Annotated in this window: 19 protein-coding genes; 10 read left to right on the forward strand and 9 right to left on the reverse strand. The window is 69.0% G+C overall.

The genetic code is table 11. The features are described from left to right. Positions 1–63 precede the first annotated feature (63 nt). Together AC1RJ9_RS05865 and AC1RJ9_RS05870 are read right to left on the reverse strand one after the other, a co-directional pair. A complete protein-coding gene (locus AC1RJ9_RS05865; protein WP_492836806.1) occupies positions 64–1041 on the reverse strand; it encodes a FecR family protein in 978 nt (325 codons plus the stop codon). Between the two features lie 85 nt (positions 1042–1126). Then, positions 1127–1648 carry an RNA polymerase sigma factor gene (locus AC1RJ9_RS05870; protein ID WP_492836807.1) on the reverse strand — a complete coding sequence of 174 codons (522 nt, stop codon included), beginning with the start codon at positions 1646–1648 and terminating at the stop codon, positions 1127–1129. A 592-nt stretch (positions 1649–2240) separates the two neighbouring features. Here AC1RJ9_RS05870 and AC1RJ9_RS05875 point away from each other — a divergent pair. After that, positions 2241–2405 (forward strand): hypothetical protein, encoded by a 165-nt coding sequence (locus tag AC1RJ9_RS05875; protein WP_492836808.1) that lies wholly within the window; start codon positions 2241–2243, stop codon positions 2403–2405. Positions 2406–2461: 56 nt separating this feature from the next. After that, positions 2462–2953 (forward strand): hypothetical protein, encoded by a 492-nt coding sequence (locus AC1RJ9_RS05880; RefSeq protein WP_492836809.1) that lies wholly within the window; start codon positions 2462–2464, stop codon positions 2951–2953. 10 nt (positions 2954–2963) lie between these two features. On the opposite strand, the gene AC1RJ9_RS05885 is transcribed toward AC1RJ9_RS05880, so the two are convergent. The 4 genes from AC1RJ9_RS05885 to AC1RJ9_RS05900 all read right to left on the reverse strand — a co-directional run bounded on the left by AC1RJ9_RS05885 (position 2964) and on the right by AC1RJ9_RS05900 (position 8700). Next, entirely contained in the window at positions 2964–5261 is a 2298-nt protein-coding gene (locus AC1RJ9_RS05885; protein ID WP_492836810.1) for a CHASE2 domain-containing protein, read from the reverse strand. After that, positions 5258–6634: a FecR domain-containing protein gene (locus AC1RJ9_RS05890; RefSeq protein ID WP_492836926.1), complete on the reverse strand. Its 1377-nt coding sequence runs from the start codon at positions 6632–6634 to the stop codon at positions 5258–5260. The genes AC1RJ9_RS05885 and AC1RJ9_RS05890 overlap by 4 nt, the downstream gene beginning before the upstream one ends. Further along, positions 6601–7413, reverse strand: a complete 813-nt coding sequence (locus AC1RJ9_RS05895; protein ID WP_492836811.1) for a response regulator transcription factor — start codon at positions 7411–7413, stop codon at positions 6601–6603. The genes AC1RJ9_RS05890 and AC1RJ9_RS05895 overlap by 34 nt, the downstream gene beginning before the upstream one ends. 78 nt (positions 7414–7491) lie before the next feature. Next, positions 7492–8700, reverse strand: a complete 1209-nt coding sequence (locus tag AC1RJ9_RS05900; RefSeq protein ID WP_492836812.1) for a winged helix-turn-helix domain-containing protein — start codon at positions 8698–8700, stop codon at positions 7492–7494. Between the two features lie 71 nt (positions 8701–8771). Between AC1RJ9_RS05900 and AC1RJ9_RS05905 the strand changes: the two genes are divergently transcribed. Next, a complete protein-coding gene (locus AC1RJ9_RS05905) occupies positions 8772–9617 on the forward strand; it encodes an aldose 1-epimerase (protein ID WP_492836813.1) in 846 nt (281 codons plus the stop codon). On the opposite strand, the gene AC1RJ9_RS05910 is transcribed toward AC1RJ9_RS05905, so the two are convergent. Continuing rightward, complete coding sequence (locus AC1RJ9_RS05910; RefSeq protein WP_492836814.1) at positions 9607–10905, reverse strand: lytic murein transglycosylase; 1299 nt, start codon at positions 10903–10905, stop codon at positions 9607–9609. The two genes, AC1RJ9_RS05905 and AC1RJ9_RS05910, sit on opposite strands and share 11 nt — an antisense overlap. A gap of 218 nt (positions 10906–11123) precedes the next feature. Between AC1RJ9_RS05910 and ykgO the strand changes: the two genes are divergently transcribed. The 7 genes from ykgO to AC1RJ9_RS05945 all read left to right on the forward strand — a co-directional run bounded on the left by ykgO (position 11124) and on the right by AC1RJ9_RS05945 (position 14782). Next, positions 11124–11249 carry a type B 50S ribosomal protein L36 gene (gene ykgO / locus AC1RJ9_RS05915; RefSeq protein ID WP_004616427.1) on the forward strand — a complete coding sequence of 42 codons (126 nt, stop codon included), beginning with the start codon at positions 11124–11126 and terminating at the stop codon, positions 11247–11249. After that, positions 11249–11866: an HAD family hydrolase gene (locus AC1RJ9_RS05920; RefSeq protein WP_492836815.1), complete on the forward strand. Its 618-nt coding sequence runs from the start codon at positions 11249–11251 to the stop codon at positions 11864–11866. Before ykgO ends, AC1RJ9_RS05920 begins: the two co-directional genes overlap by 1 nt. 23 nt (positions 11867–11889) lie before the next feature. Next, positions 11890–12765, forward strand: a complete 876-nt coding sequence (locus AC1RJ9_RS05925; protein WP_492836816.1) for an NAD(P)-dependent oxidoreductase — start codon at positions 11890–11892, stop codon at positions 12763–12765. Between the two features lie 89 nt (positions 12766–12854). Beyond that, positions 12855–13124 carry a nucleoid-associated protein GapR gene (gene gapR / locus AC1RJ9_RS05930; protein WP_099581374.1) on the forward strand — a complete coding sequence of 90 codons (270 nt, stop codon included), beginning with the start codon at positions 12855–12857 and terminating at the stop codon, positions 13122–13124. A gap of 67 nt (positions 13125–13191) precedes the next feature. Next, a complete protein-coding gene (locus AC1RJ9_RS05935; protein WP_492836817.1) occupies positions 13192–13530 on the forward strand; it encodes a hypothetical protein in 339 nt (112 codons plus the stop codon). Positions 13531–13608: 78 nt separating this feature from the next. Next, positions 13609–14097, forward strand: coding sequence for a hypothetical protein (locus tag AC1RJ9_RS05940; RefSeq protein WP_492836818.1), 489 nt, complete (start codon positions 13609–13611; stop codon positions 14095–14097). A gap of 217 nt (positions 14098–14314) precedes the next feature. Then, the gene (locus AC1RJ9_RS05945; RefSeq protein WP_492836819.1) at positions 14315–14782 is read left to right on the forward strand and encodes a hypothetical protein; all 468 of its coding nucleotides are present in this window, start codon (positions 14315–14317) and stop codon (positions 14780–14782) included. 16 nt (positions 14783–14798) lie between these two features. On the opposite strand, the gene AC1RJ9_RS05950 is transcribed toward AC1RJ9_RS05945, so the two are convergent. Then, complete coding sequence (locus tag AC1RJ9_RS05950) at positions 14799–14900, reverse strand: hypothetical protein (RefSeq protein WP_492836820.1); 102 nt, start codon at positions 14898–14900, stop codon at positions 14799–14801. Then, positions 14900–16372: a sigma-54-dependent transcriptional regulator gene (locus AC1RJ9_RS05955; RefSeq protein WP_492836821.1), complete on the reverse strand. Its 1473-nt coding sequence runs from the start codon at positions 16370–16372 to the stop codon at positions 14900–14902. The genes AC1RJ9_RS05950 and AC1RJ9_RS05955 overlap by 1 nt, the downstream gene beginning before the upstream one ends. Between the last annotated feature and the right edge of the window lie 29 nt (positions 16373–16401).

Below are 16401 nucleotides of genomic sequence, written 5' to 3' on the forward strand. Positions count from 1 at the left end.
ACCCAGAAGACTGGCGGCGAGCAGTAGCGAAGCCCGATTCAGGGTCGGACCCGGTCAAGAACGTCAGTTGGGAGCGGACGGCCTTCCGCGCAGGACAATCGAATCATCGCTCGGCGTCGCCGAAATCGGCATGAGGCTGGTCAGGCGACGGACCATCGCATCCTGACCATCCACGATCAATACGCCGGAGAACCGAAGGTTGGCGGTGTTTTCACCTTCAAGGCGAAGCGGCCGGTCGAAATAGTGGTTCATGTCGCCGACGATCCGCGTCAGCGGCTCGTTGCGATAGATCAGCCGGCCCGAGCGCCAGCCCACCTGGTCCTCGGCCGCGACGCCGCGCACGCTGACGCCGGCAGCGCCCTCGACATGTTCCAGCATCTGGCCCGGGCGCAGCCGCACGGGGGTGTCGTCACCATCGGTCGAGACCTCGACCAGGCCGCGCAGCACGGTGACCGTGAGCTGGCCGTCGCGGCGGCGGACGTCGAACTTGGTGCCGACCACGCGCACGGTCTCGTCGCCGGCGGTGATCAGAAACGGGCGGGCGGCGTCGTGCGCCACGTCGAACAGGGCCTGGCCGTCATGGACGGTGACGCGGCGGGCGTCCTTCTCGAGGCGGACGGACAGATGCGAGTCGGTGTTCAGGTCGATGTGGCTGCCGTCGGCCAGCGCGATGGCGCGGTTCTCGCCCTTGGCCGTGGTGTAGAGCGTGTCGGAGGCGGGCAGGAGCTCGCTCCATGGCGCGACGACCAAGGCGACGGCCGCCGCGGCGCCTGCGGCGCCCAGACCACCCAGCCAACGCCAGTCGATCGAGAACACACGCTTCGCCGCGGCGCGCTTCGGCTCGGCCAATTCCCCCCGGACGGCCGCGCCTCGCTGGAAGATCTCCTCGTCGACGGCCTGGATGGCGTCATACGCCTCCCGCGCACCGGGCTCGTCGAGCCAGGCGTCAAACGCCAGCCAGTCGGTCTCTTCGACCTCCGGCCGCTGCAATCGGGTCAGCCAATCGGCCGCCTCTTGCAGGTGTTGCGCTGACCGGCTCATCCGGTGGTGCTCCGACGAGGATCCATCATCCCCTTAAAAACTGACGGCGCCGACGAGACCCGTCCCCCATGCGAACTTGCATAAATCACCGGAGCCGCCTCGTCAGGGTCTTTAGGGCGGCGCTAATGTGCTTTTCCACCGTACTGACGCTGATGCCCATGCGTCGGGCGGTTTCCATGTGACTGTGACCCTCCAGCTTGTGCAACTGGAAAGCTTGACGGGTCTTTTCAGGCAGATCCTCGACAGCCTCGACCAAGGCCTTCAGCCGCTGGCGGCCGGCGACCACCTCGTCGGCGGTGGGCTCGTCGGCGATCTCGTGGCCGGCGACCACGGTGGTGTTGACGCTGCGCCAGTCGCTGTCGCGCGTCCCCGACCGCTTCTGGCTGCGCAGGCGGTCCAGCATCAGGTTCGAGCCGATCCGGTGCAGCAGGGCCGACGGATTGTCGACCGGGCCGATCGACTCCATGCCGCTGATGCGGATGTAGAGGTCCTGGACCAGGTCCTCGGCCTCGGCGCGGGAGCCCAGGCGCGCGGAGAAGAAACGCACCAGATTGGCGCGCTTTTCCTCGTACAGGCCCAGCAGAGTGGCCTTGTCCGAGCTCGTCACGCCCAAAAGATCACCCACGTCCGCCAAAAACCGCCCCGTCACGGCGCAGCACTATCCATCTTTTTGGCGGAAAGACGATCGTTTGTTGCGACCGATCCTCAAGTCAGACGCGGAGCGGGCGCGAGGCTGTCGATGGTCCAAAGACCCGCGAAAGTTCAAATAACGGCGGCTTTTCATGGTCAAGTCTCGCCGCCTGAATGGCGGCGTCCTCGACGAACGGTGGCGATGCCTGGACTTATGTGGCGAAATGTCGCGGCGCGGACGGCGTGAGGCGGCGCCGTCTTAGCGCGCATCGAAATCTCCGCGTGAAGTGGGGACCGCCCTCCTCCGCTGAACGGGGGGAGAAGGGCGGCGATGTCAGGCCCTGCTTGGGGGAGGGGCGGGCCTTGTCCTTGCGAGACCCCGTCACCTTGCGCCTTCGGCTCGAAGAAAACTTGAAAGGAACGATCAGTTTTTGCGTCGCTTCAAGGCGATCGTCCGCATGCGGCCGACGTCGGCAATGTAATCCATTGTAAAATCAGAGACGTGGTCCCTGGTCGGCGTCGAACTCTTGTCGTCTAAGTTGAAAAAACGCGATTGGGGAGCGCGGAACATGGAACGGTCCAGCGTGATGGCGCCGACGGTCGCGACCGTCGGCCACCGATTCCGACCGCGTCGCCTTCGCCCCGGCCGGTTCGTGGTGGCCGTGGGCCTGGCGGTGCTGAGCTGGGCGATGATCATCCTGGCCTGGTGCGCCCTGAGCGCCTGGCTCGCGTGACCTTCGGCGCGCGCGGCGTTATCATCTTTTAGCTGGACCACCTGGGGCGAACGACCATGCGCGCACGCGGCTTTTTGCTGGTCGGAGCCTGTCTGACGCTGCTTGCCGCCTGCGCCTCGCCTCGCGCCATGGGACAGGGGGACGTCACCGGGTTGAAGGGTCTGGCCCCCTATTCCAGCTCGGCCGACGGCGCCGACGCGGCCTTCGCCAAGGCGGTCCAGGCGCGGGCGATCGACGCCCTGGGCGGAAGCGGCGGCGGCAAGCCCGCCTACCTCGTCCAGGTCGGCGTGGCGGTGGCGCCTTTGAGCGTCGGGGTCTCCAGCGCCGCCGGGACTCTGGACGACAAGGCCTGGCGCAGTCCTGCCGAGCGCCGTCCCTGGTGGCGACCGTGGCAGGGCAAGGGTCCGGCCCGCACCGTCACCCTGGCGGTGGTCGAGGCCGGTACGGGCAAGACCGTCGCCTGGTCCTCCATCCGGGTGCGCAAAGGCGAGCCGGCGGCCGTGGCCGACCTGCTGGTCGCGGCCCTGCGGCCTTCCACCAAGGGCTAGGCTCCGACAGCTAGTTCGCCAGCCCGACGGTGTGGCGCGGCAGGCGGACGGTGAACTCCGCCCCGACGCCCGGCGCGCTGCGGCACGAAACCTCGCCGCCGTGGCGGGCGACGGCGGCCTGCACGAAGGCCAGGCCCAGGCCCGCGCCATTGACCGTGAAGTCGTGACCCGGCCGCTCGAACCGCTGGAAGGGCCTAAAAGCGGTGGCCGCCTCCTCGCGCGAGAAGCCCGGCCCCTGGTCGGCGATGGAGACATTGGCGGTCGGGCCGCTGGCCGAAGGTTGCTCCGAGAGGCTGACGGTGATGGTCGAGCCCTCCGGGCTGTACTTCACGGCATTTCCCAGCAGGTTGACCAGGGTGCGGGCCAGGACGCCCCGGTCGCCCAGCACGGTCAGCGGCGCGTCGTCGCCGACCTGCTCGATACGGATCTTGCGCTGCACCGACTGCGGCCAGACCTCGTCGATGGCCTCGACGGCGATGTCGGCCAGGTCGACTGGCTCCAGATGGACCGGCGTCACCTCCGCCCGCGCCAGCTGCACGAAGCCGTCGGCCAGGGCCAGGGTCCGCTTGGCGTAGGCGGCGATGCGGTCGGACAGCTCGGGCGGGACGTCCGGCGTCGTGGCCAGCAGGGCCAGGATCGAGGTCTGCGGCGAGCGCATGTCGTGGGTCAGCAGTTGCAGGGCCTGCTCGCGTTGGCGCATGGCGGCCGTGAGGATCGAGATATCGGCCAGGCGGACGATCCAGCCGGCCGGCGCGCCGGCCTCGTCCCTGCGGAACACGGTCTGCAGCTGGAAGGCGTGGCCGTCGGGCAGATGCAGGTCGATCGGCTCGTGCCGCTCGTTGGCCAAAGGGGGGGGAGTGGGGGGCCAGTCCAGCTCGAAGCGATGGCCCAGCGGTTCCAGAGCGTTGATCAGATCGGCCAGGGACGAGCCCGTCAGCTGAATCTGACCGGGCTTGAACAGGGCCTGGGCGGCGGCGTTGGCGGCGATCACCCGGCCGTGGGCGTCGGCGACCAGGGTGGCGTCGGGCAGGCTGAACAGGGCGTCGGCCGAGAAGCGGCGCAGGTCGTCCATGCGGGTGATGGCCTCGCCCAGGTTCGAGGCCTGGCGCGCCACGACGTCGCTTTCGAAGTCGGCCGGAGCGGTTCCGCGTCCGCGCACGATGCCACGCACCCGCGCAAGTTCGCGGCTCAGCAGGTCGTTGACCCGGCCCAGCTGTCCCCAGCCCCAGACCAGGGCGATAATCTGCAGGCCCAGCACGGTGGCGATCGGCGACAGCCAGACCTGGCCCAGCCAGAACATCGCCGCCGAATAGGCCACACCGACCAGGCAGAGGCCGATCGTCAGCATCAGGTTGGCGCGCGGCGGCAGGATCAGGAACCCGACCATCAGCAGCCACAGCAGGGTGAGTGTGAAGGCCGCGCGGCTCCACGGGCCGGCGGGCTTGACCATCAGGCCGCTGCGCAGGCCGTCCAGGATGCTGGCCTGCAACTGCACGCCGGTCATGCTGGCGGCGTCGGGCGTCACCGGCGTCGGGAAGGCGGGACCCAGGCCCGGGGCGGTCAGGCCCACGAACACGGTGCGGCCGGCGATCAGCGACGGCGGCGCCTCGCCGTCCAGCACGCTGGAAAAGCTGACGTGGCGATAGATCGACGGCGGGCCGGCGAACGGGATCAGCAGGGTCTGGTCGAAGCCGCGGGTGACGTCGCGCCCGCCCGCCGGGCGGGTGGCGCGATGGACGACGGTGACCAGGTCCGGAGTCAGGCTGGCGCCGTTGATCTCGAACGGGGCCATGCGGCGCACGACGCCGTCGTCGTCGAAGCGGACATGGGCCAGACCGACGCCGGCCGCGCCCTGGGCGATGGCCGGCACCGAGCCCACGACGCGCGGTGGGGCGTCCGCGCCCGCGTCGGCCAGGAATTGCGGCAGGTAGACCCGGCCCGAGCGCTTGATGGCCTCGCCCAGCGCCTGGTCCTGGGCCGGATCGCCAGCTTCGCTGAACAGGACATCGTAGACGATGGTCCGCGCGCCGGCCTCGGTCAGGCGGTCGACCATCCTGGCGTGGGTCTCGCGCGACCACGGCCAAGCGCCCAGCTGGGCCAGGCTGCGGTCGTCGATGTCGATGATCAGGATCGAGGGATCGGCCGGCCGGCCGTTGGCGCGGGCCAGGATGTCGTAGAGCACGTTGTCCAGCCGCTTGGGCGGCAGGACGGCGAAGACCACCATGAGCAGGCTGGAGACGATGGCCAGCAGCAGCCAGGACAGCAGCCGCCCGCTCGGGCGCGGCGCGCGGGGCGCGTCGTTCGTCACTTCCCGATCTGCAGCTGTTGCAGCGTCCCTACCTTCTCGGTCACCGCGCCATCCTTGAAGCGCACGGCGGCCACGCGCCAGGAATAGCTCCCGGGCGGCAGGTCGGTCAGGGTCAGCTGGGGTTCGGTCAGGCCGGGCTGGTCGACGATCGCGACCTTGGCCTCGGCGTCGGAAAACAGCTGGAAGCGATAGTTGCGCACCCCGTCGCCCGCCGCGCTCCAGCGGAACAGGAACTTGCGATGCTTGCCCTCGCGGCTGTCGGACGGCGCGCCGGCTTCCAGCGTGTTGAGGTCGCGATCGAAGCTGTAGTCGGACGGGAAGCCTTCCAGGCCGCCCGGGTCGATCGCGGTCAGGCGGACGAAATAGGTGCCGTTGGCCAGCTGGCTGAAATCGGCGGTCGGGCGCTCGCGGGTCGTGGTCTGGGTCCTGGCCTCGGCGAAGACGTCCATGAAGCCGGCGTCGCGGGCCAGCAGCAGGCGATAGGCGGCCGCGCCCTGGACGGGCTCGACGGTGAAGCGGACGATCGCCTCGTTCTGGGTCTGGCCGCCGGGACCCATCTTCGGTCCGGGCAGCAGTTCGACGGGCGCGCCGACGCCGCTGGCCGAGGCGCTGACGCCGAAGCCCGCCGCCACCGGCGGTCCGCCGGTCGCCACCTGGCCGGCGTCGACCCCGACCGCGCCTTTCAGGACTTCCGTCTGGGCTCCGTCACCGCTGGCGCCGACCCGGAACTCGGTGCCGCGCACGGCCGAGACCGAGACAGGGGTGCGCACCTCGAACCGGGCGCCCGGCGTCTGGGTCGGCGTCGCCGAGATCGTGCTCTTGCCCTGGTCCAGCTGGAACACCCGCTGGGGCGCATTGTTGATCATCACCTGACGCAGCTTGGAGATCCGCACGCGGGTGTTCGACGGCAGGGTGACGCGCGAGGCGTCCTCCAGCTCGAAGGTGGCGAAAGCGCCGGGGCCGGTGCTGATCACCTGGCCCTCGGACAGCGGCATGCCGACCCGCGCCGGCGTGCGCTGGCCGTTGGTCTCGACGGTGACGGGGCCGGTGAACGCCGACAGGCTGGCGGCGATCGGCGTCGACTTCAAAAGGTTCGGGTCGATGTTCAGCTGCGAGCCCGGCCGCAGGCGTGTGGGCTGGGTCACGCGATTGGCCTTCTGCACCGCCCGGTAGTCGCCAGGCCGGTTCATGTAGCGGCTGGCGAGACCGATCAGCGTGTCGCCCGGCTTGACCACATAGGCCACCGGCGGCTCCGGCGCGGCGGTCTGGGCGTTGGCCGCGCTCGCGAGCATCAGCCCCGCCAGAAAAAGGAGGCCCGCTCCGGCAGCCCTGGTCATGTCTACTCTCCCCCGCCCGCCGTCTCGGGATCGCAGGCCTCGAGACGATAGCCGAAACCGTAGACCGTGCTGAGTCGGAAACCGTTGGTGGGCCGCAGGTGCAGCTTGGCGCGCAGGCGCGAGACGTGCGCGTCCAGGGTGCGGGTCTCCAGATCCGGCCGCTGGCCCCAGATGCGCCGGAGCAGGTACTCGCGCGACAGGGGGCGGGACAGGTTGTTGAAGAGCAGGGACGCCAGCTGGAATTCCTTGGGCGTCAGGGCCTCGACATGGCCGGCCCAACTGGCCGTCTGGGCGCCCGGGTCCAGGCGATAGGGACCATGTTGCTCGACCTGGGGCGAGACCGGCGGCCGGTGGATGCGGCGGGCCACGGCGTTGACGCGGGCCAGCAGCACCTGTGGCTGCAGCGGCTTGACGATGTAGTCGTCGGCGCCGGCGTTCAGGCCTTCCACGAGGTCCGCCTCGACCGAGCGGCTGGTCAGCAGCAGCACCGGCGGGGCGGTGGTCGGATCCTCGCGCAGCAGGCGCAGGGTCTCGACACCGGACAGCTCCGGCATGTTCCAGTCGAGAATGATCAGGTCGAACGTCTGCTTGCGCAGCTCGGCCAACAGGCGCGAGGGCGTCGTGAAGCTGGTGCAGACAAAGCCTGCAGGATCCAGAACCGAAGCGACAAGCGCATTATGGCTTTGGTCGTCGTCGAGCAGGGCGACTTTCATGCGCTCACTTATACTGGGAAGTGGCGCGTCCCGCGGGGGAGCGGAACGCGCCGCGGGACGCCCGATGTCGGTGGGGTGACGAGCAGGCGACCAGCTATTCATTGTTATCGCGCCCCGCCCCCGGTTGCTCGCCTTCAGGCGGCATTTTTACAATGCTTTACACTCGGGTCGAGCGAGCATTCATGCGGCGACCCGGATGATCGAACCCAACTTGGGGGCGAGATCGCCCGTGGGGCGAACCTCGACGCCGGAAAGTCCCAGCCAGGACGCCATCAGCGCCAGTTCCCCGGCGAGCCGGTCGGCGGTCTCGTCATCGGCGTCAGGCTCGGCGTGGGCGGCCAGGACCAGCAGCTTGCCGGCCTTGCGATCGGCCTTCAGGTCGACCCGCGCGGTGATCGCCTCGTCCTGCAGGAACGGCAGGACGTAGTAGCCGTGGGTGCGCTTGTGGGCGGGGGTGTAGATCTCCAGCCGCACGCGGACGCCGAACATCCGCTCGGTGCGCTCGCGGAACCAGATCAGGTTGTCGAACGGCGAGAGCAGGGCGGCGGTCTTCACCGCACGTGGCCGCCGCGCCTGCGGCCACAGATAGGCGGGCTGCTCCCAGCCCTTCACGGCGACCGGGGTCAGGGTCCCGTCGTCGACCAGCGCGGCCACGCCGTCGCGAGCGTCGGTCACGCCCAGCCGGAAGTAGTCGCGCAGGTCCCGCTCGGTGGCCACGCCCATGGCGCGGGCCGAAATCTTCAGCAGTTCGCGGCAAGCTTCGGCGCGGTCGGGCGTGGGGGTCTCGACGATCGCGCTGGGCAGCACCTTCTCGGGCAGGCCATAGACGCGCTCGAAGCTGTTGCGACGGGTGGCGGTGGTCAGGCGGCCGGTCCAGAACAGGCATTCCATGGCCCGCTTGCCCTCACTCCAGCCCCACCAGCCGCCTTCGCCCTTGGCGCCCAGCTCCAGTTCGGAGGCCGCCAGCGGGCCACGCTCGGCGACGGCGGCCAGGGCCTTGTCGATGAAGTCCGCGTGGCTGCGCAGGAAGCCCGAGACATTTTTCCAGACCCCGACGCCATCAAGGGCGTCCTGCATCCGCCAGCGTAGCAGGGGGTGGGTCGAGAGCGGCGTCAGCGAGGCCTCGTGCGCCCAGTATTCGGCGAGGTCCGGCGTCTTGCCCCAGGCCATCGCCTCCAGCAGCGACCGGTCGTAGGCCCCCAGGCGCGAGAACAGCGGCAGATAGTGCGAGCGCGAGACGACATTGACCGAGTCGATCTGCACGACGCCCAGGTTCTCGATCGTCGAGAGCAGGTGGCGTTTGCCCGGCGCGGTCGGGCGCGGTCGCCCGAAGCCCTGCGCCGCCAGCGCGATGCGTCGCGCGTCCTTCGCGGAGAGGGTCTCGGCCATGGCTCTAGTTGAACTTGCGTCGGGACCGGGCGCAAGGCAGTGAGACCGCTAACATCTAGGGAGGAGCCATCATGACCGTGATCGAACGGGGCCCGGCCCGCCTGGCGCTCGCGCCGGAGGTCGGCGGCGCGATCGCCGCGTTCACGATCGGCGGCCGGGACGTGCTGCGGCCGATGGCGGCTGGCGCGACCGACGCCCTGCTGACGGCGAGCTTTCCGCTGGTCCCGTTCTGCAACCGCATCCCGAACGGCCGCTTCGCGTTCGAAGGCCGCGAGGTCGTGCTGCCGCCGAACCTGGCCGGCCATCCGCATACCCTGCACGGACAGGGCTGGCGCAACGCCTGGACGGTGGAGAAGGCGCAGGGGGGTGAAGCGGTGCTCTCCTATGAACACGCGGCGGACGCCTGGCCGTGGGCCTATCGCGCCGAGCAGCGCCTCGTGCTGTCCGAGAGCGGGCTGCGCATCGAGCTGACCGTGACCAACACCGGCGACGCGGCCATGCCGGCCGGCCTGGGTTTCCACCCCTATTTCCCGCGTCGCGAGGGCGAGGTCCTGACGGCGGCCAATGACGGCGTCTGGATGATCGACGCCGACGTGCTGCCGACGGTGCGCCATCCGGGCGTCTGGGGACCGGATTGGGCCGCTGGCGCCGTGGTCGAGGGCCACGCGCTGATCGACCATTGCTACACAGGCTGGGACCAGCGAGCGGTGCTGAGCGCGCCGGGCCAGCGGGATACGGTCGTCACCGCTTCGGCCGATTGCCGCTGGCTGCACGTCTACGTCCCGCCGGGGGAGGACCACTATTGCGTCGAGCCCTGCGCCAGCCGCCCCAATCCGTTCGGGGAAGGGGAGACTGGCGTGGTGACGCTTCAGCCCGGTGAGAGCCGGTCGATCTGGATGGAAGTGGCTACGGCGTAATCCCGGCCTGGGCTTTCAGCCTGCTCACCATGTCGTTCGACATGTAGCCGTCGGCCGGCAGTTGCTGGCTCTGCTGCCAGGCGCGCAGGGCCTTGCGGGTGCCGGCGCCGATGACGCCGTCGGCCGGACCTGGATTGAAGCCGACGCGGGCCAGGGCGATCTGGGCGGCCATGCGGTCCGACATCGACAACGGGGTCTCGACCGGCCAGGGCGTGATCGGGGCCTCGCCGCCGCCGAAGCGGTCGGCCAGCAGGCCGATGCCCAGGGCGTAGGACGTCGAGTTGTTGTAGGTGCGGATCGCGAAATGGTTCGGCAGGGCGAGGAAGGCCGGACCCGCCGCGCCCGCCGGCAGGAGCAGCATGGCCGGCGAGGCGGCGTCGGCCGCCGTCCAGGGCAGGCCGTCGGCGCGGCGCACGCCCCGCGCTTCCCACCAGGCCGGGATCTGCTTGTCGACTTCGGTCACCGAATAGTCGAAGCCGGCCGGCAGGATCACCTCCTTGGCCCAGCCCGCGCCGGGCTTCCAGCCGCCCTTGACCAGCAGGTTGGCGGCCGAGGCCAGGCTGTCGGCGTCCGAACCCCAGATGTCGCGGCGGCCGTCGCCGTCGAAGTCGACGGCGGTCGAGCGGTAGCTGGAGGGGAGGAACTGGGTCTGGCCCATCGCCCCGGCCCACGAGCCGCGCAGTTGGGCCCGGGCGACCTCGCCCGAATCGATGATCTTCAGCGCGGCGATCAGCTCGCCCTCGGCCCAGGCGCGGCGGCGGCCGTCAGCGGCCAGGCTGACCATCGAGCGGACGACGTCGAAATTGCCCTGCAGCTGGCCAAACGCCGATTCCATGGCCCAGACGGCCAGCAGGATGTCGCGCGGCACGCCGTAGCGGGCCTCGATGGTCGGCAGGTAGGCCAACTCCTCCCGCTTGCGGCGGCCCACCGCCACGCGGTCGTCGCTGATCACGCCCTTGATGTAGTCGCCCACCGGCTTGGAGAACTCCGGCTGGCGGCTGTCCAGGCTGATGACCTTGGGATCGGGCGTCACGCCGGCCAGCTCGCGATCCAGCAGGGCGGGCGACAGGCCGGCGGCCAGGGCGCGGCCTCGGAAGTCCCGCAGCCAGGTGTCGAAGGCCAGCTCGCCGGCGGGCACGGGCGTCGCCGGAACCGGCTGCGGCGCGGCCGGAGTTTGGGGCTTGGGCGCGGGTTGCGGCGGGGTGATCGCCGTCAGCGGACCTTGTGGAGACGTGTCCGCGCAACCGGCGAGCAGGAGAACGAGAAAGACGCGACGATCGATGGCCATGCGGGGGAAGCTACCGGGGTTCGAGTAAAGCCTTCAATCACAAGCGCGCCAGACGGGTGAAGTTCCCGCGAAATCCCCACGCGCATTTGGGCGAAAGGGCGTCGAGCGCATTGACTCCGGTCCGCGTCGCACTTATACGCACCGCCTCCGAAACACCCCGGAAGTTCTGGCCGTATTCTGCGCGCCCGAACCTCTCCGCCGAAGTACAGAGACCGGTCATGAAGGTTCGCAGCTCGCTGAAGTCGCTGAAGGGTCGCCACCGCGACTGCAAGATGGTGCGTCGCAAGGGCGTCATCTACATCATCAACAAGACCGACCCGCGCTTCAAAGCCAAGCAAGGCTAATGACCTTGTCGTCTCCCAGAGCCGTTCTCTGGGATGTCGGCAACGTCATCGTGCGCTGGGATCCCCGCGCACTGTACGCGAAGATGTTCAAGGAACCGGCCGATCTCGACCGGTTCCTTTCGCATGTCTGCACGCTGGATTGGCACGTCGAGCACGACAAGGGCGTCGGCTTTCCGGAGAACGCCGCGCCGCTGATCGCGCGCTTCCCCGAGCATGAAGCCGAGATCCGGGCCTGGGACGAGCGGTTCGGCGAGATGCTGTCGGGGCCGATCCCTGAAACGGCGTCCGTGATCGAAGCCCTGGCGGCCGCTGACGTGCCGCAATTCGCCCTGACCAACATGCCCCAGAGCAAGTGGCCCGCGGTCCAGGCGATGTCGCCGGCCCATTTCGGCCATTTCCGCGATGCGATCGTCTCGGGCGACGAGCAGGTGATCAAGCCGGGCCGCCGGATCTACGAGATCGTACTGGAGCGGACGGGCCTGCGGGCCTCGGACCTGCTGTTCATCGACGACAGCGCCGCCAATATCCAGGCGGCCATGGACATCGGCTTCCACACCCACCACTTCACCGATCCGGCGCAGCTGCGCGCCGCCGTCGAGCGGCACGGTCTGCTCTAGTTCCCAAGTCAGGGAGATCTCGCATGAACGTCGGTTTCATCGGCCTCGGCGCCATGGGCGCGGCCATGGTGCGCAACCTGCTGGGCAAGGGCGTCCAGGTGACGGTGTGGAACCGCTCGCGCACGATCGTCGACGAACTGGCCGCCGAGGGCGCGAACCCGGCCGCCAGCGTCGACGAGGCCTTCGCCGCCGATATCGTGCTGACCATGCTGGCCCACGACCAGGCCGTGCGTGAGGTGCTGCTGGACAGCGGCGCGCTGGCCAAGGCCCGCAAGGGCGTCGTCCACATCAACCTGGCCACCATCTCGACCGCCCTGGCCGCCGAGCTGTCGGTCCTGCACGCCGAGTTGGGTCTGGGCTATGTCGCCGCGCCGGTGTTCGGCCGTCCGCCCGTGGCCCAGGCCGGGGGGCTGAACGTCGTGGCCGCCGGCGCGCCTGAGGCCGTGGCCGCCGCCATGCCCGTGCTGGAGCTGCTGGCCGCCAAGGTCTGGCCGCTGGGCGAGGATCCCGTCCGCGCCAACGCCCTGAAGCTGGCCGGCAACTTCATGATCGTCTCGGCCATCGAGAGCATGGGCGAGGCCGTGGCGCTGGGTGAAGCCTATGGCGTCGAGGCGCCCGAGTTGCTGGACATGCTGTCGAGCACCCTGTTCGCAGCGCCGATCTACAAGATCTACGGGGCCATGATCGCCGAGCGCCGTTACAGCCCGCCGGGCTTCGCCGCCGAGCTTGGCCTCAAGGACGTGCGCCTGGTGCTGGACGCCGCCGAGGCCAAGGGCCTGTCGATGCCTTTGGCCGATCTGGCCGAGGCCAGCCTGGAATCCCTGCTGGGCGGACCGGACAAGGACCTCGACCTGGCCGCTCTCGCCGAAGTCGCGCGAGCCAGGGTCGAAGGAAGGTAGTGGAAGGTCGCTGAATCGCGCTTCCCAGGGGCGCGCGTTCGCACTAGGTTCCGCGCCTCCCAATTCCAGCCTCTCGCGAGACTTTCCGCATGGCCGACGACGCCACTCCCCACGCCGACGTTCTGAACTCGACCGCCCAGGGTCAGCTGAAGTCGATCATCGACCGCGTCGAGCGCCTCGAGGTCGAAAAGACCGAGATCATGGAGCAGATGAAGGAGGTCTATGCCGAGGCCAAGGGCAATGGCTTCGACGTGAAGATCCTCAAGAAGGTGGTTCGTCTGCGCAAGCAGGACCGCGCCAAGCGCCAGGAAGAGGACGCGATCCTCGACCTGTACCTCTCGGCCATCGGCGAGATCTGAGTTTTTACCGGGCGCGCATTTTTTAGGTAGTGTTTTGGCGCGCGGGGTCGGGGATAGTCCTCGCGACATGCGCGCCAAGCCGCCCGATCCGAAAGCACAGGCCAAGAAGGCCGCGCTGAACGCCCTCAAGCGGGCCCGGCGCGCGGCCGAGAAGTCGGGCGTTGAACTCTCCGAATGGGAGGGCGAGTTCCTGACCAGCGTCGCCCAGCGCGTCGAGACCTATGGGCGGGCCTTCGCCGATCCCGAGAAGGGCGCGCGCGGTCAGGCCCTGTCGGGCAACCAGGCCATCAAGCTCAAGGAAATCGCCCGCAAGGCCAAGGGCGAGGCCAAGCCGATGAAGCGCGGCAAGGGCTTTGCGCGGCGCGGTCGCGAGCCAGAACCCGCGCCGGAAAGCGACGAAGACTGATTCCGACGCGACCAAGCCAGGCCTGGAGACGCGCGGTTCGCGCTTAGCCTTCCTCCCCAGGAAACCGGGAGGAAAACCATGGCAGACACCAAGTCGCCGCGCCACGTCGCGCTGACCATCCTGCTGGGAACGGCGGTGGCCGGAACCCTGGATATGACCGAGGCCTGCGTTTATTGGGGCGTGACCAAGGGCGTGGCGCCGGAGCGGGTCTTCCAGAGCGTGGCCAGCGGCCTGCTGGGCAAGGCGGCCTTCACCGGCGGCGCGCCGGCGGCGGCGCTAGGGCTCGCGGCCCACTTCGGCATCATGGCGGTGATGGTCGCCTGCTATGTGCTGGCCGGCCCGAGATTGCCGATCCTGACCAAGCGCCCGATCGTCATGGGCCTGGCCTATGGCCTGGCGACCTATGCGGTGATGAACTATGCGGTCCTGCCGCTGTCGCGGGCCCCGCATGGCGGACCCTTCGTGCTGTCGACCTTCGTGAACAATCTGGGCGCGCATCTGTTCATGGTCGGCGCGCCCATCGCCCTGATCGCGGCGTCACGAGAAAAGATGACAAAAACAGCCTGAGATTTGTCTCAAAGGCTTACCAAAAACTATTGTTCACCGAGTGACGTTAAGATCTTGGTAAGAGTCTCGGCTGAAAATGTGAATAATTGTAAAGAGTTAAATACTCATCGCTGTGAGGTTCTGGGTCGCGGGCGGGTCGCGGCTCCAGCCTCGACGTACGCGGGCGAAAGCCTGGATCGGCGTCGAGCGAGCTGCACGGCTCCGTGGATCAAGGATAATGGCGACCACCTATCAATATCTGCTGCGCCGCAAGGCGGAGTTGGAAACCCGCATGGTTGAGGCTCAGAAGCGCGCCCAGGCGCCGTTCGAGGGCGAGCTACGAGCGATCATCGTGGCGCTGGAGGCCCTTAAGCAGGCCGGCATGTCCGAGCGGCTGTCGGCCGGCGAGCCGGCGCCGTTCGCGCCGCCAGCTCCGGGCAAGCGTGGCCGACGGGGGCGCTCCACCCGCGACATGATCCTGATCACCTTGACCCAGGCGCCGGGCCTGAACGAGGCGGAGATCGCCCGTCAGCTGGATCACCGCTGGAGCCGGCCGGTGACCCCCGCCCAGGTCGGGCGCGAGCTGGAGCAGATGGAGATCGAGGGCATGGCCCGGCGGTCCGGCGCGGGATGGGTCCGCATCGAGGAGGCCCCCCAGAATGTCGAAGAGCGGCCAAGCTTCAGCGTGGCCGCTCCCGGACATTAGTTCGGTCTTGAACGCCTCAGGCGCGCGCCGGCTTCGCCGACACCGCCGGGCGCGCCGGCTTCAGCAGCGCCTTCAGGCGCTGTTCGCGCGAGACCGGACGGAAGATCATCAGAGCCATCAGCCAGCCTCCTTCATGTCGACCTCGATGCCCTGCTCGCGAACCTTGCGATAGAGGGTCGAGCGGCCGATGCCGAGGCGGCGGGCGACTTCGCTCATATGGCCGGCATAGACGTCGATGGCGTGCTGAATAAGGTCGCGCTCGATGTCTTCCAGCGTCCGCAGGTGGCCGCGGTCGTCGAGGATGCGCACGGGCGCCTCGGCCGCGCCCGTCGGGGCGGCCATGGCCGCGTGGGCGGCTTGCAGCATGGCGGCCGGCGGCGGCGCGGGCGGGGTCGCGACGGCCTCGACTGGCGCGGCGAGCCCCGAGATGGCCGGGAAGTCGTAGGGCTGCAGGTAAGGCGCGTCGGCCAGCACGATGGCGCGATAGACCGTGTTCTCCAGCTGGCGAACATTGCCGGGCCAGTCGAACGCGGTCAGCAGCTGCAGGGTCTCGGGCGAGGCGCCGATGACGCGCTTGCCCTCTTCCACGTTGAAGCGGCGAATGAACGCCTCGACGAGGGCCGGGATATCCTCGCGGCGCTCGCGCAGGCTGGGGGCTTCCAGCGGGAAGACGTTCAGGCGGTAGTAGAGGTCTTCGCGGAAATGCCCGACCGAAACGGCCTGCTGCAGATCGCGATTGGTCGCCGAGACGATGCGGACGTCGACCTTCAGCGAACGCTTTGAGCCGATCGGATCGATCTCGCCCTCCTGCAGCGCGCGCAGCAGCTTGACCTGGACGTCCAGCGGCAGTTCGCCGACCTCGTCCAGGAACAGGGTGCCGCCGTCGGCTTCCTTGAACTTGCCCAGATGCTTGTCGCTGGCGCCGGTGAACGAGCCCTTCTCGTGGCCGAACAGGATCGACTCCACGAGGTTCTCCGGAATGGCGCCGCAGTTGACGGCCACGAACGGCTTGCCGGCGCGCTCCGAGGAGCCGTGCACCGCGCGGGCGATCAGCTCCTTGCCGACGCCGCTTTCGCCGGTGATCAGCACGGGGATGGCGCTCTTGGCCGCCCGCTCGCCCATGCGCTTGACCATGGTCATGACCGGCGAGGCGCCGATCAGGTCCGCGAAGGTGGTCTTGCCGCCGGCCCGCTTGGTCAGGCGCTCGACCTCGCCCTTGAGGTCGCCCATGGACAGGACGTTGCGGATCGAGACGGTGATCCGCTCCGGGCTGGCCGGCTTGATGAAGAAGTCGGCGGCTCCGGCCTGCATGGCCTTGACCACGGTGTCGACGCCGCCGCTGGCGGTCAGCACGATCACGGGCTGGTTGAAGCCGCGGGCGCGCATCTCCTTCAGCGTCTCCTGACCGGTCAGGCCGGGCATGACGAGGTCGAGCAGGATCACGTCGGCCGGCGCGCCCGACGTCAGGTGCGCGATCGCCGCGTCGCCGCCTTCGGCGTGCGAGACCGCGAACCCGTCGCGCTCGAGCACCGCCTGGATCAGCCGACGTTGTGTCGGGTCGTCATCGACGACTAGGACCGTTTTGGTCATAGGGCACATCCACCAGAACCGGCCATGCC

The sequence above is a fragment of the Caulobacter sp. GW822-FHT07D08 genome (assembly GCF_058798735.1).